Genomic DNA, 22051 nt, shown 5'->3' on the forward strand with positions numbered 1-22051 from the left:
GAATGGCGGGGGAGAAAACATGCGAACGTCAGTAAAAAGGTTCGGCGTCGTCGGCCTCATCGCGGCCTTTCTAGCGGCATACGCCGCGGTGGTTGTGCTGTATGCCAGGAGCGGTGCGGGCAGTCCTCAGGCTGGAAGTCCCGTTGCGGACGAGGTAACTGACGCAACTAGGGTGACGATGACTGCCGAAGAAATTCAAACGAATTACACCGTCCTCGTCGTCAACCTAACCGTTACCCCCGGGTCCCATTTGCTGGACCCGCTCAACCACCATCTCAAGGAAGACCTCCGTCTTAGAGTTACATCCACAACAACACCTACCCTGCGCACCTGGACCAAGGGCATGCTTCCCGGCGTTTTCCCTGTTCCGCTCACCCTCTCCGGCCACATCAACCGTTGGCCGCTCGATCTCTACCATTCCGGGCCCATTGAGGTCCAGCTCTTCCACGGTGGCCAGACCGTACCCGAACGCGTGCCTGTGACGTTCGCCAATCATCTCTTCGGATGGGAGGTCGGCGTCGGTAAAGCCGATCCGTCTGGCCGGCATCAAGTGCATTTACGGCGCTCGCTAAGCTCCGCGGCTTTCGGCATTGTCATCCTCGGCGTTCTCATTGCGATCGCTGGGCTAGGTCTGTTTGTCGCGATCCAGACGGTGCGTGATCGACGAAAGTTTCAGCCCCCGATGACGACTTGGTACGCGGCGATGCTTTTTGCGGTGGTACCGCTGAGAAACGCACTTCCCGGTTCGCCGCCATTCGGAGGCTGGATCGACATCACGATCGTTGTCTGGGTACTCGTCGTTTTGGTGATCTCGATGCTGCTCTATATCACCTGCTGGTGGCGGCATCTGAGACCCGACGGCTGAGATGGTTCGACCGAACGGTCTCTCCGGCGACTTCTCGCGGCCTTAGGATCTGTTGGCGAACACGCATTCGATGCGAGCTAGTAGGGGAGACATGTCCGCAGATGATTTCTGCACGGCGGGTCGGCGCTTATGAAGCTCGGCATCGCTGGTCTGCTGATCTTCATCATGGCCTACATCGCCTCCACCTCGCTGTACGGCAGCGCAGGCAAGGGTCCCCATGACCTCACTCAAGGGCAGCCGACGGCGGAGGGGACCACCGTGTCCATCGACCTGCAAGACGTTGCGCAGAGCAACACCGTGCTGGTCACCAACCTTTCCATTACTCCTGGACCTGCGCTGCTGGATCCGCGAACCCACGGTCTGACCGAAGACCTCAGTGTCGTGGTCACATCCACCGCCACGCCTACCAAGCGCACCTGGTCGAAGGACATGCTGCCCGGCACCTTTCCGGTGCCGCTCACCCTTAGCGGTAACGTGACCGACTGGCCCCTCGACCACTACATTTCGGGGCCGATCACGGTGGAACTTTTCCGTGGCCCCGAGCAGGTGCGGGAACGGGCGGCGGTGACATTTGTGGACCGTCTTGCCGGCTGGCAGATCAACATTCCCGCCCCCGCCAAAGACGGTGAGCTTGCACCGTACCGCGTGAAGTTACGGCGGTCGGCGGGCACGGTGGCCTTCGCCGTCGTCATTATCGGGGTATTGGTCGTCCTTGCCGGCATAGGCCTCTTCGTTGCGGTTCAGACGGCACGTGACAAGCGCAAGTTCCAACCGCCGATGACGACTTGGTATGCGGCGATGCTGTTTGCGGTGGTACCGCTGCGAAATGCGCTGCCCAACGCGCCGCCGTTCGGGTCCTGGATCGATGTCAGGATCGTGCTCTGGGTGATCGTCGTATTGGTGTTGTCGATGTTGATGTACATCACCTGCTGGTGGCGGCACCTGGCACCCGAAAAGCCGGACAAGCCGGATACGTCAGGTGAGCCGGTGCAACCGGCCCAGTCACCGCCGCCGGGTAGCTGAGGCCGTCGCAAAAGCTGTTCGGCGCAACCGCGGCCGTGCGAGAGTTGAGGCCGTGGCGAAGGTATCGGTGCGGGCGCGGCTGCGAACCTGGGCGCTCGCGGTGTGGCATTTTGTCAGCAGTGCGCCGTTGACGTACGCCTGGCTGTTTGCGCTGGTGGTCACAACGATTGTTCAGAACGTGCTGACCGGGAGACAGTTGCACGCGGTGCTGCTGCACCGGTTTACCAATATCCACGCACTGGCGACCGACCCACTTGGCGTGCTGTTCTCCAGCCTGCTGTGGATCGACGGCAACAGCCTGGAACCCTACCTGTTGTTGTTCACCCTGTTTCTCGCGCCGGCCGAGCAATGGCTGGGCCAGCTGCGTTGGCTCACTGTGGGTTTGACCTCCCATATCGTCGCCACATATGTCAGTGAGGGTCTGCTTTACCTGGCGATCGAACTGCATGATGCGTCGGAAAGGTATGTGCGAGCTCACGATATCGGGGTGAGTTACTTTCTTGTCGGCGTGATGGCTGTCCTCGCCTATCACATCGCGCGGCCGTGGCGGTGGGGCTATCTTGCGGTGCTGTTCCTCATCTTTGGTTTTCCGGTGGCCGCGATGGACCGTATTGAGCTGAGCTTCACCGCGATCGGCCATTTCGTCGCGGTCCTGATCGGTCTCGCTTTCTACCCGATGGCCCGAGAGCGCAAGGCCCCGTCGCTGAGTCCCGCGAAAGTTAAAGCCGCCTTCCGGCGATTCCGTTCATCCGCGGCTTCGGCCTGACGCCCATGGGAAATTCATCCGGCCAAGCGCCTGCGAAAGTTTGGCTGAATGCGGTGTGGCGATTCGTCGCGCGTGCCCCGTTGACATACTTGTGGGTGACCGTCTTACTGATCACCACGATCATTGCCAACCACATGACCAGGCGGCAATACCACACCGTGGTCGTCGACGGTTCTACCAACATCTACGAATTGAGCACCGATCCGCTCGACGTGCTGTTCTACAGCCTGCTCTGGATCGACGGCCGTTATTGGACACCGTATCTTGTGCTGTTCACCCTGTTTCTTGCGCCGGCTGAGCAGTGGCTGGGCCAAGCGCGTTGGCTCACAGTGGGATTGACTGCCCATATCGCTGCTACATACATCAGCGAAGGCCTGCTGTTTGTGGCGATCCAGCATCATCTGCAACCGCAAGGGCTGGTCTATGCCCGCGATATCGGTGTCAGCTACTTCCTCGTCGGCGTGACGGCTGTGCTCGCGTACCGCATCGCGCCGCCGTGGCGGTGGGGCTACCTCGCCGTACTGATCACCATCTTTGCCGTTCCGTTGATTGGCAACCTGAACTTCACTGGAATCGGCCACTTCTCGGCGATATTCATTGGGCTGTGCTTCTACCCGATGACCCGAGATCGCCGGCCAGCCACTGGTGAATCCGGCGAAGCTGAACGCGCACATGCGTCGCACCGGCGCCCAATACCGCTTCATGACTAGCAAGGTCGGTCGCTGACCCGCGTGGCGGTTAAGCTTGGGTCTCCGCAGATGCGAGCGGTGAACCCTCGGTGGGCTCTGCCCACCAGAGGTGGCCTCGCCTAAGCTAAGTCCCGGTCCTCGACGGTAGTGGAGCTTGCCGCCCGGTTGCGAAATGGGGTGCTCGTCAAACAACCGCGGCGCGTCAACGCACGTTTTGAGTCGCCTCATCCGTTGCCTGGACGGACAGCACGATTCTCGACCGCTTCGCTGGTTCAATTCCAAGGAGACGACGGCAGTCGTCATACAGGCTGTCGAGCAAAGGGTCGAGATCGGCGCCCTGGTTTGCGGCGAAAGCGGTGGCAACGTGATCGGCGAGTGCAACCTGATCTGGGCTGCCGAGAAGCTGAATGTCTTTGAGTGCCTGGATCATTGGCAGCGCATCATCAGGACCAATCGTGCGAATCGAGCAGACTAGCGACAGTTTGAGATAGGCGTCGTGCAGGGATCACTCAAGCTGAAGCCCAGGAACAGTAACGCCGTCTCGGCCATCTCGCTGCGCAGAAAGCTCAACATCTCTGCGCGTTCGGCTCTGGCCGCGGCGTAGTCGCTGCGGGTGAGCACGATCGTGTCCGGTTGATCGATCGACCCATGCAGTTTGACTAGGCCGAAGTTGCGGCGTTATGGGTGAGTGGATTTCTAGTTGACCTGGGGTTTTGCTGGTCTTGTTGGGGTGGTGGTTCTGGCTACGCTGCGGTTAGTGGGATCGGGGTGCCGATGAGGTCGAAGGCGCGGCGTTGATCGGGGGTGGGTTCGGCCAAGGTGGGCACCGTGGCGTTGGTGCCGTGGTAGTGAATGTCGTTGCGGGTCAGGGTCGCTAGGTGGTCGAGTAGGCCGCGGAAGCTGCGTAGCGGGTTGCCGTTGGCGTCGTGTTGGGTGGAGGCCTTGGCTTGGGCCTGCGGTGAGCGTTGCGCGGGGGCGACGGGGTTGTCGCGGGTGGGTGGGTGTTCGTCGGTGAAGGTCAGTGGCGCCCAGGCTTTGCGCAGGTGCCAGATGAGGTAGCAGGCTAGCAGGCAGATCAGTACGTGGGCGCGGACGCGCTCGTCGAGGCGGTGGTGAATGGGTCGTAGATCCAGGTCGTCGGTTTTGATGTTGCGGAAGTCGCGTTCGACGTGGGCCAGGTTCTTGTAGCTTTCTACGACCGCGGTCGGATCGAGTTCGGTGGCGGGTACCGGTGTGCGTAGCACGTAGATGCCATCGAGGGCGGCTTCGGCATCGATGGCGGCCTGGTCGCGGTGGTAGGTGAAGGTGGTGTCGGTGATCTCGCGGCGAAAGTGCTTGCCTACTTTGCGTTTGGCGATTACCCGGCCGATGGCCTCGCCGATTTTGCCCGCTCCGCGCAGGCGCCCGGATGCCACCCGGGCGGCGATGGCGGCCAGGTCGGCGTCGGTGGCGGCCAGCAGTTCGTTGCGTTTGCGGGCCCGCTCGGTGGCCAGGGCGGGGTTGCGGCAAGCGATCAACCGTTCCCCCGGGTAGTCGGGGTGGCTGATCTCGGCGAGGTCTTGGGTGTCGAACAGGCTCATTTGCAGCGGTCCCTGCTCGGCGGCCAGTGTGGCGATATCCGGGGCGCGTAGCGCCGTGATCCACCCGAAAGCCGTTGCGGTGTCGGGGCTGTCGTTGAGCTTGCGCAGCGCGTCGATGCGCGCGGAGGTGATCATGCCGCGATCGCCGACCAGCACCAGCCGGGTCAACCCGAAGCGGTCGCGGATCACCTCGACGATGTCGCTGAACGCGACCGGGTCGGCGGTGTCCCCGGGCACTACCCGTACCGCCACCGGGCGCCCGGCCGGGTCGGTGAGCACCCCGTATTCAATCTGCGGCAGGCCCTTCTTGCCGTCGCGGGAATAGCCATAGGCGGCCAGCTCACAGCACCGCCCGGTCACCCACGAGCTGGTCAGATCAAACAACGCCATCCGGCTTGGGTTCGCCTCTGGCCCAAGGTGTTTGGCGGCTAGCTTCTTCTCGATTGCGTCCTGGCGATTGGCCAACCAGTCCATCGCGGCATACACCTCATCGGTAGACGCATCTGCCACCGCCAGGTCGGGCCCCAGGGTGCAATCGGCCCATCGCGACAGCGTGGACAGTTTGGAGGCCGGGCGGATCACCCGCGAGATAATCAACCCCAGCACCAGGTCCCGAGATCGGCAGGCCGGGCCCAACAGGCCCGGAAACCCCAATCGGCGGGCCATCGCGGCGACCGCGGCCACATGCCCGTGCGGCAGCGAGCGAGTGATGGTGCACGCCGCCTCGGCGGGTACCAGTGCCTGCCCCTTCAGCGTTGCCTCGATCGCGGCGATCGCCTCCGCGGGCAGCTTGGACAGACTGGCCAGGGTCTCGTGGCGGACCTTCTTGCCCTCGCGGTAGGTGCGGCGCACCAGCACCGACTCGTAGCGGTGCACGTTGCCGGCCTTGTCCACGTACCTGCTCGGTGTTCGGGCTACATGCATTCGCATCGGCTTCACCATAACCGGATACTACCAGGCAAATTCACCAATATGCGTCATCAACACGCCACATTCACTGGCTACATATCCAGGCCCCAAACCCACACAGATCCCAGCTCAACCGCCAAATTCGCCATCTCACCCGACGCAACTTCGGACTAGGTGTCGTGGCGGCCTCTCGATGCGCCGGGCTTTGAATTGTTGTTCCGAGATGCTTACCCGAAGCTGAAGACCCGCTTCGAGATAGGCGGTTTCGATCAGCTCGTCGTAGTTTGTAGTGAACAGCAATGGCAGGTCGAGGCGCACCAGCGCGGCGTGACTGGGAGTCGTGCAACCAACGGATTCCGGGACGAGTCGAACTGCCTGAGCAGAAATTCTCGGTAACTGGCGTCGCCGACAGCCTGGCGGAACAGCTGCGCGCAGTCGAGCGGCCCTTCCTCAGTGAAGAAGGCTCGCAGCGAATCGCGTTCCCCTTCGGGTGACTGAATTGCAATCTCGTGGCACATACGATTGATCAACTGGCGCCACGATGGCAACGGCAACCCATCGTCTTCCGGATCGAGGCCGCCGAATGGAAACTCATGCGGCCACCAGCGGTCGTACATGTGATAGTCGAATTGGGCTCGGCTATCGAGCCTGGCGGCGCCGAAGGAAAGGCCAGCTCCGAGGAAGACCAACAGCCGACCATCCGAGATCACACTCCGGAGGCGGTGCAACAAAGCAGCATTGGACGGGTCCTCATGCCACGGCAAACCAGGTGTGGCTGACATGCCAGCGATCTTCCCAGGTCGATCGATGTTCCACCAGATCATGCGGCGGAAATCCTCTACACTAGAAGTCTTGATGTTGAGGTTTTCCTCCGGGAGGTGATCGGTGTGGCTGCGCGTCCTGCCGATGTCCTCGCCGTGCTGCCGAACACATTCCGCTTTACCGAGGCGTTGGATCGGATCAGTGAACGCCAGCTCCGCCACCTGATCGCCGAGGGCCGCATCATCGCAGTTGCGCGCGGCCTGTACCGCAAAGCTGATTGGCACGGTGAAGAGGACCTTGTTGAGATCGCATCCAAGTCCACACGTGCCACGATCGCGCTGCGTTCGGCACTTGCACGCCACGACCTTATCGACGAGATTCCGGCCGCGATTGATATCGCAATACCCCGTGGTTCGTGGATGCCACAAACTACCGTCGCCGTTCACTGGCACCATTTCGACACGGCGACTTTCGAGATCGGCCGGCAGCTGCTCGACATCGCGGCGGATCGCAGCATAGGGATCTACTCGGCGGAGCGCAGCATCATTGACGTTTTCAGGGTGCGGCACCGGGAGGGTGCCGATCTCGCGAACGAAGCGCTGAAACGCTGGCTTCGGCGGGGCGGGCAGCCTTCGCGGCTCTTGCAGTTGGCCCGAGCGTTCCCGCGGACGGTCGGACCGTTACGGCGGTCGCTTGAGATCCTGCTGTGAGCCGGATATTGCGAGGCACTGCCGCCGGTGCCGCTTACCTGGATCTCCAGAAGGCGGCCAGGGCATCAGGCAGGCCCACCGACGAGCTGATCCAGCTGTATATCTTGGAAGGTTTCCTTGCCCGTTTGGTCGTTAGCCCACTGCGCGAGGTGTTCGTTCTAAAAGGAGGAATGCTTCTGGCGGCATTTGGAGATCGGCGCCCGACGCGCGACGTCGATCTTGCCGCACGGGATTTGAGTAACGACGTACTTGCCGTATTGGACGCGGTGAGCTCTGTCGTCGCCACACAGCTGTCCGTCGATGACGGTATCGAGTTCCAACCTGCCTCGGCCACAGCGGAAATCGTTCGCGAGGACGACGAGTACTCGGGGGGTGCGCGTTGGACTCGATGCCCGACTGGCGCGCGCAGTGGCGCGGTTTCATGTTGACGTCAATGTCGGTGATCCAATCTGGCCTAAGCCCGTCGTCGTGGGGCTTCCACGGCTCAGGGTGGAGCGCCCATCAAGATTGCTGGCTACCCGTTGCACATGGTTCACGCCGAGAAAATCGCCACTGCTGTGCAACGGGGTCCGGCGAACACGCGCTGGCGCGACTTCGCTGACGTGTGGACGCTGGCGAACCGTCATCCTGTGAATGGATCAGATCTGCAGAAGGCAGTTCATGAAGTGGCGCTGCACCGACACGCACAACTCCTACCTCTGCAAGACCTGCTCGACGGCTTCGCCGACGTCGCACAGCCGAAATGGGCCGCATGGCGCCGCCGCAACGGCTACGACCACCTGCCCGAGCTATTTCAAACCGTCCTCGGCGAAGTGATCGACTTCGCCCAGCCGGCGCTGTTCGGTGAAACTACCGGTCAGAGATGGAATCCGGGTAAGAAGCATTGGGGCAGCGTGATCGACGATCGGTGACCGGTGCACTCGCGATATCCAGAACGGGGCGGTAGGGCACCGTCTGCACATAGCACAAATTGTCTGTCTATTGAAAACCCTTGCTGGACAGGTGTGTCCAGCTGGATATGCCCGCTTCGTCACGCGCGCCGGCACCTAGCTCCGGGTAGCGGCGACGTAGCCCAGCGGGGCGAACGTCGCCTCGGTATCGTCAGATGTCTGGATCGAAATGCCGTGAGCAGCAAGCAATTCCGTAACATCAGTGGACGTCGCGAGCCAGCCGTGGGTGGTCAGATAATCGACTACGTCGTTGCGGTCCCCCGCGTACCACAGGTCGGTCATCTCCACATCGAACCCGTGTTTGCGCCAGCGGTCGGTGGCCTCGCGTATCCGCTCGGCCATCATCGGGACCGACCGGCTTGCGTCAGGCAGGTTCTCGGTGGCCAACCGACTGCCCACTGCACTGAGTTCGGTGACGTTGTCTAACAGTGCATCCTGGGCGTTCGGCGGCAGGAAAGGCAACAGACCTTCCGCGCTCCAGGCGGTGGGTTGACCGGGGTCCAGACCGGCCGCGCGCAGCGCGCCCGCCCAGTCATGGCGTAGATCGACGCCCACTGTCTTGTGTTCGGCCGCGGGGGTAGCGCCCAGCCCGGCCAGCGTCGCGGTCTTGAATTCGATGACCTGGGGTTGGTCGATCTCGTAGACGGTGGTCCCGTCCGGCCACGGCAACCGGTATGCGCGGGCATCGAGGCCGGACGCCAGTATCACCGCCTGCCGGATTCCCGCGTTCGCCGCTTCGACGAAGAAGTCGTCGAAGAAACGGGTGCGCACGCCCATCATGTCGCGCATCCGCGCCATGCCGAATTCGGCGTCGTCGTCGACGTCGGCGGGATCCAACTCGCCGCTGGCGAGTCGGGTGAAGAAGTCCACGCCCACCGCGCGAACCAGCGGCTCGGCGAACGGGTCGTTGATCAGCGGTGCGGGTTCCCGGCTTGCCAGCGCGCGTCCCACCGCGACGCCGGTGGCGGTGGCGCCGACGCTGGTCGCGAGGTCCCAGGTGTCGTTGTCGATCCGTGCCATTGCCGCCGACTGTACCCCCGGATCGGGACACGTAATGTTGGTGAACGCGGGCAGGATCGACTGCGAGCGAAGGAGTACGCGGGCTCATGCGCCACTACTACTCGGCTGAACTGATCCGCGATGCCGAGGCTCCGCTGCTGGCCAGCCTGCCCGACGGTGCATTGATGAGGCGAGCAGCCTTTGGACTGGCGACCGAGCTCATTGGTGAGCTGAGGGCTCGCACGGGCGGCGTGACCGGCCGCCGGGTGTGCGCGGTCGTCGGCTCAGGGGATAACGGCGGTGACGCGCTGTGGGCGGCCACCTTCCTGCGCCGCCGCGGCGCGGCCGCCGACGCGATCCTCCTCAAACCGGAGCGGACCCATGCCAAGGGGCTGGCCGCCTTCCGGAAGGCCGGTGGCCGCATTGTCGAAAGAGTCTCTGCAACAACCGATCTCGTCATCGACGGGGTGGTGGGCATCTCCGGCTCCGGGCCGTTGCGACCGGCGGCGGCCGAGCTATTCGCGAGCGTTGACGACGCGGGGATTCCGGTGGCCGCCGTGGACATCCCCAGCGGCATCGACGTGGCGACCGGGGCGATCACGGGCCCCGCGGTGCGCGCCGCGGTGACCGTCACCTTCGGCGGGTTCAAGCCGGTGCACGCGCTGGCCGACTGCGGGCGGGTCCGGTTGGTCGATATCGGGCTCGACCTACCGGGCACCGACGTGCTGGGTTTGGAGGCCGCCGACGTGGCCGCGCGCTGGCCGGTGCCCGGTGTGCGCGACGACAAGTACACCCAGGGCGTGACCGGCATCCTGGCCGGCTCGGCGACGTACCCGGGTGCGGCCGTGCTGTGCACAGGCGCCGCCGTCGCGGCGACCTCGGGCATGGTCCGTTACGCCGGGACTGCGAATCACGAGGTGCTCGCGCACTGGCCCGAGGTCATCGCGTCGCCGACCCCGGCAGCGGCCGGACGGGTGCAGTCCTGGGTCGTCGGGCCCGGCCTGGGTACCGACCAAACCGGAGCCGCCGCACTGTGGTTCGCGTTGGAAACCGACCTACCGGTGCTGGTCGACGCCGATGGGCTGACCATGCTCGCGGCCCACCCCGGTCTGGTCGCCAACCGCGACGCCCCGACGGTGCTGACGCCGCACGCCGGCGAGTTCGCCCGGCTGGCCGGGGAGCCACCCGGCGCCGACCGCGTCGGCGCCGCCTGCAAGCTCGCCGACGCGTTCGGCGCCACCGTGCTGCTCAAGGGCAACGTCACGATCATCGCCGATCCCGGTGGCCCGGTCTACCTGAATCCCGCCGGCCAATCGTGGGCGGCGACCGCCGGCTCCGGTGACGTTCTCTCCGGGATGATCGGCGCGCTCCTAGCGTCCGGGTTGCCGGCCGGCGAGGCCGCGGCGACGGCGGCTTTCGTGCATGCGCGCGCCGCGGCGCTGTCGGCCGCCGATCCCGGACCCGGTGAGGCGCCGACGTCGGCGTCGCGAATCCTGCACCACATCCGGGCCGCGCTGGCCGCCATCTAGCTGAGAGGATCCGTTGTGCCACAACACCATCCGTCTGTGCCCGCGCATTCGATCGCTCCTGCCTACACCGGTCGGATGTTCACCGCGCCGGTGCCGGCGCTGCGGCTGCCCGAGGAATCGATGGATCCGGAGGCCGCCTATCGCTTCATCCACGACGAGTTGATGCTCGACGGCAGTTCACGGCTGAACCTGGCCACGTTCGTCACCACCTGGATGGATCCCGAGGCCGGGCGGTTGATGGCCGAGACCTTCGACAAGAACATGATCGACAAGGACGAATACCCAGCGACCGCGGCCATCGAGCAACGCTGCGTGTGCATGGTGGCCGACCTGTTCCACGCCGAAAATCTGCGCGACGACGATCCCGCCAGCGCCGTCGGCGTGTCCACCATCGGCTCCAGCGAGGCGGTCATGCTGGGTGGGCTGGCGCTCAAATGGTTGTGGCGCCAGAGGGTTGGTAAGGACTGGGAGAAGCGCACCCCTAACCTGGTGATGGGCTCCAATGTGCAGGTTGTGTGGGAGAAGTTCTGCCGCTACTTCGACGTCGAACCCCGTTACCTACCAATGGAAGAGGGCCGCTACGTCATTACTCCCGAGCAGGTGGTGGATGCCGTCGACGAGAACACCATCGGCGTGGTGGCGATCCTTGGCACCACGTACACCGGCGAACTCGAACCCATCGCCGAGATTTGCGCGGCGCTGGACAAGCTGGCGGCCGGTGGGGGTGTGGACGTTCCCGTGCATGTCGATGCCGCCAGCGGGGGGTTCGTGGTGCCGTTCTTGCACCCCGAGCTGGTCTGGGATTTCCGGCTGCCTCGGGTGGTGTCGATCAACGTCAGCGGCCACAAGTACGGGCTGACCTACCCGGGCGTCGGGTTCGTCGTATGGCGCAGCGCCGAGCATTTGCCTGAGGAGCTGGTCTTCCGGGTCAACTACCTGGGCGGCGATATGCCGACCTTCACGTTGAACTTTTCGCGGCCGGGCAATCAGGTCGTGGGCCAGTACTACAACTTCCTGCGCCTGGGCCGCGACGGTTACACCAAAGTGATGCAGGCACTTTCGCAAACAGCGCGCTGGTTGGGTGAACAGCTGCGCACCGGTGAGCATTGCGATCTGATTTCGGACGGTTCGGCGATCCCGGTGGTCAGCTTCCGGCTCGCCAAAGACCGCGGCTACACCGAGTTCGACGTGTCCCACGAACTGCGGACCTTCGGTTGGCAAGTGCCGGCGTACACCATGCCCGACAACGCCACCCACGTCTCGGTGCTACGCATCGTCGTGCGCGAAGGCCTGTCCGCCGACCTGGCCCGGGCATTGCACGACGACGCCGTCACCGCGCTGGCCGCGCTGGACAAGGTCAAGCCGGGTGGGCATTACGAAGCCCAGCACTTCGCTCACTAACGCCGCAGCCCGAGTTCACGCAAAGCCGCAACACCGCGCGCCCTAATGGTGATACTTGTCACCATTCACACCCTGACGCCCACGCTGGCCGAGTCGGGAGGCAGCGATGTCGTATGTACTGGCAGATCTGGACATGTTGGCCGCCGTCACCGGAGATGTCGCTGGCAGGCGGGTCCGGCGGGGGCGGCGGCAGCGCGGTTATCTTCAACGGCGCCTCTACGGCTGCCGCCACTGCAGGCAATGGTGGGGCCGGCGCCTCCGGTGACTCCGGCGGGTCCGGCGGGGACGGCGGTTCTGCGTTCACCACCGGGACCGGAATCGTCACCGCCGGCGACGGCGGAGCAGGCGGCGACGGCATCGGCGCCGGTGGCGGCAACGGCGGCAATGGCGGGGTCGTGCAAATCGACAACGCTTCCTATACGCATGACATTGTCGGCGGTAAGGGCGGGGCGGGCGGCGCCGGCCACAACAATTTCGGTCACGGGAACGGCGGTCACGGCGGTAACGCGGTGGTCAATCGGGCGGCTGCCACGGTCAATGCCTTCGGCGGCGACGGTGGTGCCGGCGGCAACGCCACCACCTTTGCCGGCAACGGCGGGGTCGGTGGGGCGGCGTTCAACATTGGCCATGGAAATGCCACCGGAGGCAACGCCGGGGCTGGCGGCGGAGGCGGCCACGGCGGGAGCGGTGGCCAAGGAGGCGACGCCCACAGCCACCAAGGCGGATTCGCCAAGGGCGGCGCGGGCGGCACCGGCGGCAACAGCGTGGAAACCGGTGTCAACGGCGGCAGCGGCGGCAACGGTGGCAACGCCAAGGCACATATCTATCCGGCCAATGCCGAGGGCGGGGCCGGCGGGGCTGGCGGGGCCGGCGGGCCCGGCGCTTCCACCGGTGCCTCCGGGTCGGACGGCACGGCCGGGCCACTGTAGTGAGTCTCCTGTCGGGCGGGTGCCTGAGACCGAGGCACGTTCGTCTCTGAGCGGTTCTGGGACAATGGCGGCCGTGACCGTTACGCCGACATCGCTGACGCCAGGGCTGCTTGCCGAGGCCGTGGTTGACCTGGGCGCCATCGAGCACAACGTGCGGGTGCTGCGGGAGCACGCCGGCAACGCACAGGTCATGGCCGTGGTCAAGGCCGACGGTTATGGCCATGGTGCGGTCCGGGTCGCCCGCGCAGCCCTGGCCGCGGGTGCGGCCGAACTCGGTGTCGCCACAGTCGACGAGGCGCTCGCGTTGCGCGCCGACGGCATCACCGCGCCGGTGCTGGCCTGGCTGCATCCGCCTGGTATGGACTTCGGCCCCGCGCTGCTGGGCGATGTGGAGCTTGCCGTGTCCTCGGTGCGCCAGCTCGACGAGCTGCTGGATGCCGTGCGGCGCACCGGCCGCACGGCCACCGTGACCGTCAAGGTCGACACCGGGCTCAACCGCAACGGAGTGAGCCCGGCACAGTATCCGGCGATGCTGACCGCGTTGCGCCGGGCCGTCGCCGAGGAAACGATCCGGCTGCGGGGCCTGATGTCGCATATGGTCTACGCCGATGCACCTGACCAGCCCATCAACGACGTCCAGGCCCAGCGCTTCGCCGCGTTGCTGGCCCAGGCCCGCGACCAAGGGGTGCGGTTCGAGGTGGCGCACCTGTCGAACTCGTCGGCAACCATGGCTCGCCCCGACCTCACCCTTGACCTGGTGCGCCCCGGCATCGCGGTGTACGGGCTGAGCCCGGTCCCCAGGCTGGGTGACATGGGTCTGGTGCCGGCAATGACCGTCAAATGCGCTGTGGCGCTAGTGAAGTCGATTCGCGCGGGGGAAAGCGTGTCGTATGGCCACACGTGGACCGCGCCGCGTGACACCAACCTGGCGCTCATGCCGATCGGCTACGCCGACGGCGTGTTCCGCGCCCTCGGGGGTCGCCTGGACGTGCTGATCAACGGCCGACGGCGGCCCGGCGTCGGCCGCATCTGCATGGACCAGTTCGTCGTCGATCTGGGGCCCGGGCCCGTCGACGTGGCCGAAGGTGACGAGGCGATCCTGTTCGGACCTGGTACCCGCGGTGAGCCCACCGCGCAGGACTGGGCCGATCTGGTCGGCACCATCCACTACGAAGTGGTCACCAGCCCGCGAGGACGCGTCACCAGAACCTATCGTGAGGCTGAAAACCGTTGAACTACAACGGTATCCGCAAGCGGCAGAGGGCCTGGCTGGCGGGCGGCGCGGGACTGACCGCGGTCGCCACGATGGTCGGAGCCTCGGCCCGGCGGTCCATGGCCGAACGCGCCGTCATGCTCGAAGACCCTTGGGCCGACGAGGATTTCGAGCGCCTGGACAGCGACCGCAGCCGGGTGGTGACCACGCCGGACGGCGTCTTGTTGGCGGTGCGCGAGGCCGGGCGGGTCGACGCCCCGCTGACCGTCGTCTTCGCTCACGGATTCTGTCTACGCATGGGCGCCTTCCACTTTCAGCGGATACGCCTCGGCCAGCACTGGGGCCCGAGCGTGCGGATGGTCTTCTACGACCAGCGCGGGCACGGCCAGTCCAGTGAAGGCGCGCACGAGTCCTACACGCTGACCCAACTGGGTCAGGACCTGGAGACCGTTTTGCGAGCGACCGCGCCGCGGGGGCCGATCGTGTTGGTCGGCCACTCGATGGGCGGCATGACGGTGCTGTCGCACGCCCGGCAGTTCCCCAAGCAGTACGGCCGCAGAATCATTGGCGCCGCGCTGATTTCCTCAGCCGCCGAAGGAGTGACGCGCTCACCGCTGGGTGAGTTCCTGAAAAACCCGGCACTAGACGCCGTCCGGTTTGCTGCCAGGTCCGCGCCCAAGCTGGTGCACCGCGGCCGAAACGTATCCCGGTCACTGATCGGCCCGATCCTGCGGGCCGCGTCTTACAGCGACCTGCAGGTCAGCCGGAGCTTGGACGCGTTCTCGCAGCGGATGATGAACGGCACGCCGATCGCGACCCTGCTGGGGTTCCTCGGCGCCCTGGAAGACCACGACGAAACCGCCGGGCTATGGACACTGCTGCGGATCCCGACCCTGATCGCCTGCGGCGACCACGACCTGCTCACCCCCGACGAATACTCGCGGAAGATGGCCGCGTCGCTGCCACAGTCCGAATTGGTGATCGTCACCGGCGCCAGTCACCTGGCGCTGCTGGACAAGCCCGAGGCCATCAACGATGGGCTGATCCGTCTCGTCGAGCGCGCGCTTCCGGGCCAGATGACGCTGCGGTACTGGCGGTTGCGGGAAAGGTTCCGGCGCCGTGGGTGAGCAACGTACCGCCACTCTGGAGCGTGTCGAGGACACCGTTGCGCTGGGTTCGCGGCTGGGTGAGCAGTTGCGCGCGGGCGACGTGGTGGTCCTGTCCGGTCCGCTGGGCGCCGGAAAAACCGTGCTGGCCAAGGGAATTGCCGCGGCGATGGATGTCGACGGCCCGGTCACATCGCCGACGTACGTGCTGGCGCGGGTGCATCCGCCGCGCCGGCCGGGGACCCCGGCGATGATTCACGTCGACGTCTACCGACTCCTGGACCATCAACGAGCCGATCTGCTGGGCGAGCTGGATTCACTGGACCTCGACACCGATCTGCAAGACGCCGTCGTCGTGGTGGAGTGGGGCGAGGGACTCGCCGAACGCCTATCCGAACGGCATCTCGACATCCGGCTGGAGCGAATCAGCCACTCCGACACCAGGATTGCCACCTGGGAGTGGGGCTCATGATCCTGGCCCTCGACACCTCGACTCCGTCGGTGACGGCCGGCATCGTTGGTCATGATCTCGCCGTATTTGCGCAGCGCGTCACCATCGACGCGCGGGCACACGCCGAACGGCTGACGCCGAACGTGCTGGCCGCCCTCGCCGACGCCGGGCTGACGATGGCCGACCTCGACGCGGTCGTGGTGGGCTGCGGCCCCGGCCCGTTCACCGGTCTGCGGGTCGGCATGGCTACCGCGGCTGCGTACGGGCATGCGTTGAACATCCCGGTGTACGGCGTGTGCAGCCTGGACGCCATCGGCGGGCTGTGCAGCGGCGACGTCCTGGTGGTCACCGACGCCCGCCGGCGTGAGGTGTACTGGGCGCGCTACCGCGACGGGGTCCGCACCTTTGGGCCCTCGGTCGATGCCCCTGCCGACGTCGACCCCGGGCCGGCGCGAGCGGTCGCCGGGTCGCCGGAGCATGCGGCGCTGTTCGACCTGCCGCGCATCGGGCCGGTCTACCCGACACCGGTCGGCCTGGTAGCCGCGGTTTCCGACTGGTCCGAGGACCCGGCGCCGCTGGTGGCGCTGTATCTGCGTCGGCCGGACGCCAAGCCATTGGCCGCACGGTCATGACCGCCCACGTCGAGCCGGTCACCATCGGCGCGCTGACGCGCCAGGACGCCGACCGATGCGCCCAGCTGGAGGCCCAGCTGTTCGACGGTGACGACCCGTGGCCCGCGGTGGCGTTCAAACGCGAGCTGGCCACTGCCCGCAACCACTACGTGGGCGCGCGCAGCGCCGGCCTGCTCGTCGGCTATGCCGGCATCTCGCGATTGGGCCGCACGCCGCCGTTCGAGTACGAGGTGCACACCATCGGCGTGGACCCGGAATACCAGGGGCAGGGCATCGGGCGCCGGCTGCTCACCGAACTGCTCGAGTTCGCCGACGGCGGTGCCGTCTTTCTGGAGGTCCGCACCGACAACGAAGCCGCGATCGCGCTGTACCGCAGTGTGGGATTCGAGCAGATCGGCCTGCGCAAGCGCTATTACCGGATCAGCGGCGCCGACGCCTACACCATGCGACGGGAGGCCCGCTAAATGTCGGGGACCAACATCCTGGCCATCGAAACCTCTTGCGACGAAACAGGAGTCGGCATCGCGCGCCTGGACGCCGACGGGACGGTGACGCTGCTGGCCGACGAGGTGGCGTCCAGCGTCGACGAGCATGTGCGCTTCGGCGGCGTGGTGCCCGAGATAGCCTCCCGGGCGCACCTGGAGGCCCTGGGCCCCGCGATGCGTCGCGCGTTAGCGACGGCCGGCCTGACCAAGCCCGACATCGTCGCGGCCACTATCGGCCCTGGGCTTGCCGGCGCCCTGCTGGTGGGAGTGGCTGCGGCCAAGGCGTATTCGGCGGCCTGGGGGGTGCCGTTCTACGCCGTCAATCACCTGGGCGGGCATCTGGCCGCCGACGTGTACCAACACGGACCGCTGCCCGAGTGTGTGGCGCTACTGGTGTCCGGCGGGCACACCCATCTGCTGCACGTGCGTTCGCTCGGCGAGCCGATCGTCGAGCTGGGCAGCACGGTCGACGACGCCGCCGGCGAGGCCTACGACAAGGTGGCACGGCTGCTGGGCCTGGGCTACCCGGGCGGCAAGGTGCTCGACGAGCTCGCCCACACCTGCGGCCGGGAGGCCGCAGAGATCCCAGTGTTCCCGCGCGGCATGACCGGTCCGGCCGATGACCCATACGCCTTCAGCTTCTCGGGCCTGAAGACCGCCGTCGCGCGGTACGTGGAAAGCCATCCCGACTTCCGGCCCGCCGACGTCGCGGCCGGGTTCCAGGAGGCCGTCGCCGACGTGCTGACCATGAAGGCGGTGCGCGCCGCCAGTGCTTTAGGGGTTTCGACGCTGCTGATCGCGGGGGGAGTGGCCGCCAACTCGCGGGTGCGCGAACTGGCGACGCAACGGTGCGCCGCGGCCGGCCTGACGCTGCGGGTTCCCCGGCTCCGGCTCTGCACCGACAACGGCGCGATGATCTCGGCCTTCGCCGCACATCTGGTGGCCGCGGCAGCCCCGCCGTCCCCGTTGGATGTGCCCAGCGACCCGGGCCTGCCGGTGGTACGGGGGCAGGTTACTTAGGCCCACCGACCGGCCGGCGAGCGTGCGCGTCTGTACACGACACGCCGCAGGAATGCGTGCGATCGTGCACGTTCGCGCAAGGAGTGCGGACACGTTACCGGGAAGCAGCGGGGTGCCCTTGAGTGCTAGCACTCTCATGTATAGAGTGCTAGGTGGCAATCGGACGACCCCTGTGTCGGCACCCGCGACGACGGCGCGAGGGCCCGGAAGAATGCCGAATCACCTGGTAATTCGGACGGTTCGGGGTAAGCCCCGGACCGACCGCCAACTCTGGTCCGGGGCGAAGGCCCCGGACCCGAACCAACTAGTGGAGGGCTCCAATCGTGGCGAAGGTGAACATCAAGCCACTCGAGGACAAGATTCTCGTGCAGGCCAACGAGGCCGAGACCACGACCGCGTCCGGTCTGGTCATTCCTGACACCGCCAAGGAGAAGCCCCAGGAGGGCACCGTCGTCGCAGTCGGCCCCGGCCGGTGGGACGAGGACGGCGAGAAGCGGATCCCGCTGGACGTGTCAGAGGGAGACACCGTCATCTACAGCAAGTACGGCGGCACCGAGATCAAGTACGGCGGTGAGGAATACCTGATCTTGTCGGCACGCGACGTGCTGGCTGTCGTTTCCAAGTAACCCGTGTTCCGCCCCGGCGATCCCCGCGTTGCAGCGCGGGTGATTTCCGGGGCGGCACGCGTTAGCAGCCAGGTAAAGGAGCCTTGAAAAAGCTATGAGCAAGCTTATTGAGTACGACGAAATCGCGCGTCGCGCCATGGAGGCGGGCATGGACAAGCTCGCCGACACGGTACGCGTGACGCTGGGGCCGCGCGGTCGGCACGTGGTGCTGGCCAAGTCGTTCGGCGGGCCCACGGTGACCAACGACGGCGTCACCGTCGCCCGGGAGATTGACCTGGAAGACCCGTTCGAGAACCTGGGTGCCCAGCTGGTGAAGTCGGTGGCCACCAAGACCAACGACGTCGCCGGCGACGGCACCACCACCGCGACCGTACTGGCGCAAGCGCTGGTCAAGGGCGGCCTGCGGCTGTTGGCTGCCGGCGTCAACCCCATCGCCCTCGGCTCGGGAATCGGTAAGGCCGCCGACGCGGTGTCCGAGGCGCTGCTGGCTTCGGCCACACCGGTGTCCGGCAAGCAGGCCATCGCGCAGGTGGCCACGGTCTCTTCGCGCGACGAGCAGATCGGTGAGCTGGTCGGCGAGGCGATGAGCAAGGTCGGACACGATGGCGTGGTCAGCGTGGAAGAGTCCTCGACGCTGGGCACGGAGCTGGAGTTCACCGAGGGCGTCGGCTTCGACAAGGGGTTCCTGTCGGCGTATTTCGTGACCGACTTCGACTCCCAGGAAGCCGTCCTCGAAGATCCGCTGATCCTGTTGCACCAAGACAAGATCAGCTCGTTGCCGGACCTGCTGCCGTTGCTCGAGAAGGTCGCCGAAGCGGGCAAGCCGCTGCTGATCATCGCCGAAGACGTCGAGGGCGAGGCGCTGGCGACCCTGGTCGTCAACTCCATCCGCAAGACGCTGAAGGCGGTCGCGGTCAAGTCACCGTACTTCGGCGACCGGCGCAAGGCATTCCTGCAGGACCTGGCGGTGGTCACCGGCGGCGAGGTGGTCAATCCCGACGCCGGCCTGGTACTGCGCGAGGTCGGCCTCGAGGTTATGGGTTCGGCCCGGCGCGTAGTGGTCACCAAGGACGACACCATCATCGTCGACGGCGGCGGCGCCGCCGATGCCGTCGCCAACCGCATCAAGCACCTGCGGGCGGAGATCGAGGCCAGCGACTCGGAATGGGATCGCGAGAAGCTCGGTGAGCGGCTGGCCAAGCTGGCCGGCGGGGTAGCCGTCATCAAGGTGGGTGCGGCCACCGAGACCGCGCTCAAGGAGCGTAAGGAAAGCGTCGAGGATGCCGTGGCTGCCGCCAAGGCTGCGGTCGAGGAGGGCATCGTCGCCGGCGGCGGATCCGCGCTGATTCAGGCCCGCAAGGTGCTGAACGACCTGCGTGGGTCGCTGACGGGTGACGAGGCGCTCGGGGTCGACGTCTTCGTTGACGCCCTGGCCGCGCCGTTGTACTGGATCGCCGTCAACGCCGGGCTGGACGGCTCGGTCGTGGTCAACAAGGTCGGCGAGCTACCCGCCGGGCACGGGCTGAACGCGAGCACCTTGAGCTACGGCGATCTGGCGGCCGACGGCATCGTCGACCCGGTCAAGGTGACCAGGTCAGCGGTGCTCAACGCCTCGTCGGTGGCGCGGATGGTGCTCACCACCGAGACGGCCGTGGTCGACAAGCCTGCCAAGGAAGAAGACGACCACCACCACGGTCACGCTCACTAGCTGGGTGACGCGAGCAGCTGCCAAGGGGGCTGCACCCCGGCGTGGGGGATGAAAATTAGTCCGGGGCGTTCGGCTTGGTAGCCGTGGTGGCGGGTTGCTTCTCGGAGCGGGTTGGGTCGACGCTTGTGGGGTGTTTCGGTGGACCCCGTTGCGTCTGTGTTGCCGGTGAGTACGGCGAGCAGCTTGGTGGCGGAGAGCACCCCTGTGGTTGTGCGGGGGCCGTGGATTGTTGCCTGTGAGCACGCGAGAGAGACTCCTGTCTTTGTTTGGCTCTCCCCGAAACACGCTCCACGACAATAGTTCTGGATGGAAGGTGATGGTCATGGAGGTGGTTCATCCGCGGTGTTCGGGCATTGATGTCTCCAAGAAGGACGCCAAGGTATGTGTCCGGGTGCAGGGTCAGGGTCGGCGGGGCACGTCGACGACGGTGAGCACGTGGGGGTCGACCACCGGCGAGATCCTGGCGTTGCGGGAGCACCTGATCGCCGAACGGGTCAGTTGTGTGGTGATCGAATCCACGTCGGATTACTGGAAACCGTTTTATTACCTGCTCGAAGGCCAGCTGAACGTGATGCTGGTCAACGCTAAAGCGGCGCGCAATGTGCCCGGTCGTAAGACCGATGTCTCCGATGCGGCGTGGCTGGCCGATCTGGGCGCACATGGGCTGCTGCGGGCCTCGTTTGTGCCACCGGAGCCGATTCGGGTGTTGCGGGATCTGACTAGGGCGCGCACCACCATCACTCGAGCGCGCACTAAAGAGATCCAGCGGCTGGAAAAGCTGCTCGAAGACACCGGGATCAAACTCTCGGCGGTGATCTCCGACATCGTCGGGGTGTCGGGGCGGGCGATGCTTGAAGCACTCATCGCCGGGCAGCGCGACCCGGCGGTGATCGCCGATCTGGCCAAAGGGCAGATGCGCCAGAAGATTCCCGCGCTCACCGAGGCGTTGCGCGGACGGTTTAACGACCATCACGCGTTTATGGCGCGGCTCTACCTGGATCGCATCGATGCCCATGCTGCCGACATCGCTCGCCTCGATGCGCGCATTGAGGAGGCGATCAAACCCTTTCAGGCCGTCCGGGAACTGCTGATGAGCATCCCGGGCTGGTCGCGAATCGTCGCCGATGTGTTCATCGCCGAAACCGGCGCCGATATGAGCGTGTTCCCCACCGCCGCACACCTGGCGTCGTGGGCCGGGGTGGTGCCCGGCTGCAACGAATCAGCGGGCCGGGTCAAATCAGCCGCCACCCGCCCCGGCAACCATCACCTCAAGGCCGCCCTGGGCATAGCTGCCCTATCGGCCGCGCGTAGTAAAGACACCTACTACAGCGTCCGCTATCGACGCATCGCCGGCAGGCGGCCCGTTCAAACGCGCAGGAAGAAACCACGACGCAACTCCTTGCCCGCCCTGATCGCCCTGGTCAGCCTCGAACACAAGATGCTCACCGATGCATGGAACATGCTGGTAAACGGTGCTTTCTACCGTGACCCCGGTGCTGACTACTACACCCGACACCAGCCCGCGCGAACCAAGACCAAAGCCATCAAGCAACTAGAACGCCTGGGATACAAAGTGACTCTCGAACCACTCACCGAAGCCGCATAACGCCCGGGGGCAGCCACTCACCCGCTTCGGGTCACCTTCATTTTCGAGAGAGACGCTAAAGCCCCCGAAAACAACTGTTTTCGGGGGCTTTA

The 22051-nt window shown here is 65.7% G+C and carries 21 protein-coding genes and 2 pseudogenes; 18 read left to right on the forward strand and 5 right to left on the reverse strand.

Annotation, left to right across the window (positions count from 1 at the left end; translation table 11 throughout):
- Window positions 1-19 precede the first annotated feature (19 nt).
- From AADZ78_RS05420 to AADZ78_RS05435, 4 genes and pseudogenes are all read left to right on the forward strand, one after another.
- Window positions 20-865 carry a DUF4436 domain-containing protein gene (locus AADZ78_RS05420; RefSeq protein WP_085249900.1) on the forward strand — a complete coding sequence of 282 codons (846 nt, stop codon included), beginning with the start codon at window positions 20-22 and terminating at the stop codon, window positions 863-865.
- Window positions 866-994: 129 nt separating this feature from the next.
- Complete coding sequence (locus AADZ78_RS05425) at window positions 995-1888, forward strand: DUF4436 domain-containing protein (protein ID WP_085249892.1); 894 nt, start codon at window positions 995-997, stop codon at window positions 1886-1888.
- A gap of 52 nt (window positions 1889-1940) precedes the next feature.
- Window positions 1941-2654, forward strand: a complete 714-nt coding sequence (locus AADZ78_RS05430) for a rhomboid-like protein (protein ID WP_139828615.1) — start codon at window positions 1941-1943, stop codon at window positions 2652-2654.
- A 5-nt stretch (window positions 2655-2659) separates the two neighbouring features.
- Window positions 2660-3380 (forward strand): annotated as a pseudogene (locus tag AADZ78_RS05435) (rhomboid-like protein).
- 165 nt (window positions 3381-3545) lie between these two features.
- Here the strand turns inward: AADZ78_RS05435 and AADZ78_RS05440 are convergent.
- The 4 genes from AADZ78_RS05440 to AADZ78_RS05450 all read right to left on the reverse strand — a co-directional run bounded on the left by AADZ78_RS05440 (window position 3546) and on the right by AADZ78_RS05450 (window position 6656).
- Window positions 3546-3773, reverse strand: coding sequence for a hypothetical protein (locus AADZ78_RS05440; protein ID WP_139828616.1), 228 nt, complete (start codon window positions 3771-3773; stop codon window positions 3546-3548).
- A gap of 41 nt (window positions 3774-3814) precedes the next feature.
- Entirely contained in the window at window positions 3815-3997 is a 183-nt protein-coding gene (locus AADZ78_RS28920; RefSeq protein ID WP_204903525.1) for an SIR2 family protein, read from the reverse strand.
- 89 nt (window positions 3998-4086) lie between these two features.
- A complete protein-coding gene (locus tag AADZ78_RS05445; protein ID WP_239656752.1) occupies window positions 4087-5853 on the reverse strand; it encodes an IS1634 family transposase in 1767 nt (588 codons plus the stop codon).
- Between the two features lie 248 nt (window positions 5854-6101).
- Window positions 6102-6656, reverse strand: coding sequence for a hypothetical protein (locus tag AADZ78_RS05450; RefSeq protein WP_139828667.1), 555 nt, complete (start codon window positions 6654-6656; stop codon window positions 6102-6104).
- A 54-nt stretch (window positions 6657-6710) separates the two neighbouring features.
- Here AADZ78_RS05450 and AADZ78_RS05455 point away from each other — a divergent pair, with 54 nt between their 5' ends.
- Both AADZ78_RS05455 and AADZ78_RS05460 read left to right on the forward strand, forming a co-directional pair.
- Window positions 6711-7304 carry a type IV toxin-antitoxin system AbiEi family antitoxin domain-containing protein gene (locus AADZ78_RS05455; protein WP_239656784.1) on the forward strand — a complete coding sequence of 198 codons (594 nt, stop codon included), beginning with the start codon at window positions 6711-6713 and terminating at the stop codon, window positions 7302-7304.
- Window positions 7301-8215 (forward strand): annotated as a pseudogene (locus AADZ78_RS05460) (nucleotidyl transferase AbiEii/AbiGii toxin family protein). Before AADZ78_RS05455 ends, AADZ78_RS05460 begins: the two are co-directional and overlap by 4 nt.
- Window positions 8216-8350: 135 nt before the next feature.
- Here the strand turns inward: AADZ78_RS05460 and AADZ78_RS05465 are convergent.
- Window positions 8351-9274 carry a class I SAM-dependent methyltransferase gene (locus AADZ78_RS05465; protein ID WP_085250271.1) on the reverse strand — a complete coding sequence of 308 codons (924 nt, stop codon included), beginning with the start codon at window positions 9272-9274 and terminating at the stop codon, window positions 8351-8353.
- A gap of 86 nt (window positions 9275-9360) precedes the next feature.
- Here AADZ78_RS05465 and AADZ78_RS05470 point away from each other — a divergent pair, with 86 nt between their 5' ends.
- From AADZ78_RS05470 to AADZ78_RS05525, 12 genes are all read left to right on the forward strand, one after another.
- Window positions 9361-10782, forward strand: coding sequence for an NAD(P)H-hydrate dehydratase (locus tag AADZ78_RS05470; protein WP_085250272.1), 1422 nt, complete (start codon window positions 9361-9363; stop codon window positions 10780-10782).
- Between the two features lie 15 nt (window positions 10783-10797).
- Window positions 10798-12183 (forward strand): glutamate decarboxylase, encoded by a 1386-nt coding sequence (locus AADZ78_RS05475; protein ID WP_085250273.1) that lies wholly within the window; start codon window positions 10798-10800, stop codon window positions 12181-12183.
- A 113-nt stretch (window positions 12184-12296) separates the two neighbouring features.
- Window positions 12297-13112: a hypothetical protein gene (locus AADZ78_RS05480; protein WP_169726284.1), complete on the forward strand. Its 816-nt coding sequence runs from the start codon at window positions 12297-12299 to the stop codon at window positions 13110-13112.
- 73 nt (window positions 13113-13185) lie between these two features.
- A complete protein-coding gene (gene alr / locus AADZ78_RS05485; protein WP_085250282.1) occupies window positions 13186-14346 on the forward strand; it encodes an alanine racemase in 1161 nt (386 codons plus the stop codon).
- 53 nt (window positions 14347-14399) lie between these two features.
- Complete coding sequence (locus AADZ78_RS05490; RefSeq protein WP_204081670.1) at window positions 14400-15452, forward strand: alpha/beta fold hydrolase; 1053 nt, start codon at window positions 14400-14402, stop codon at window positions 15450-15452.
- Window positions 15445-15903 carry a tRNA (adenosine(37)-N6)-threonylcarbamoyltransferase complex ATPase subunit type 1 TsaE gene (gene tsaE, locus AADZ78_RS05495; RefSeq protein WP_085250275.1) on the forward strand — a complete coding sequence of 153 codons (459 nt, stop codon included), beginning with the start codon at window positions 15445-15447 and terminating at the stop codon, window positions 15901-15903. The genes AADZ78_RS05490 and tsaE overlap by 8 nt, the downstream gene beginning before the upstream one ends.
- Window positions 15900-16514 carry a tRNA (adenosine(37)-N6)-threonylcarbamoyltransferase complex dimerization subunit type 1 TsaB gene (tsaB, locus tag AADZ78_RS05500; protein WP_085250276.1) on the forward strand — a complete coding sequence of 205 codons (615 nt, stop codon included), beginning with the start codon at window positions 15900-15902 and terminating at the stop codon, window positions 16512-16514. Before tsaE ends, tsaB begins: the two co-directional genes overlap by 4 nt.
- A complete protein-coding gene (rimI, locus tag AADZ78_RS05505) occupies window positions 16511-16978 on the forward strand; it encodes a ribosomal protein S18-alanine N-acetyltransferase (protein ID WP_085250277.1) in 468 nt (155 codons plus the stop codon). Before tsaB ends, rimI begins: the two co-directional genes overlap by 4 nt.
- Complete coding sequence (gene tsaD / locus AADZ78_RS05510; RefSeq protein WP_085250278.1) at window positions 16979-18019, forward strand: tRNA (adenosine(37)-N6)-threonylcarbamoyltransferase complex transferase subunit TsaD; 1041 nt, start codon at window positions 16979-16981, stop codon at window positions 18017-18019. It abuts the gene before it with no gap.
- Window positions 18020-18342: 323 nt separating this feature from the next.
- Window positions 18343-18645: a co-chaperone GroES gene (gene groES / locus AADZ78_RS05515; RefSeq protein ID WP_085250279.1), complete on the forward strand. Its 303-nt coding sequence runs from the start codon at window positions 18343-18345 to the stop codon at window positions 18643-18645.
- Window positions 18646-18739: 94 nt separating this feature from the next.
- Window positions 18740-20353: a chaperonin GroEL gene (gene groL, locus AADZ78_RS05520; RefSeq protein ID WP_085250280.1), complete on the forward strand. Its 1614-nt coding sequence runs from the start codon at window positions 18740-18742 to the stop codon at window positions 20351-20353.
- Window positions 20354-20675: 322 nt separating this feature from the next.
- On the forward strand, window positions 20676-21959 hold the full coding sequence (locus tag AADZ78_RS05525) for an IS110 family transposase (RefSeq protein ID WP_085253334.1): 1284 nt from the start codon (window positions 20676-20678) through the stop codon (window positions 21957-21959).
- The last annotated feature ends 92 nt before the right edge of the window (window positions 21960-22051 follow it).

The sequence above is a fragment of the Mycobacterium riyadhense genome (assembly GCF_963853645.1).
Lineage (GTDB): Bacteria > Actinomycetota > Actinomycetes > Mycobacteriales > Mycobacteriaceae > Mycobacterium > Mycobacterium riyadhense.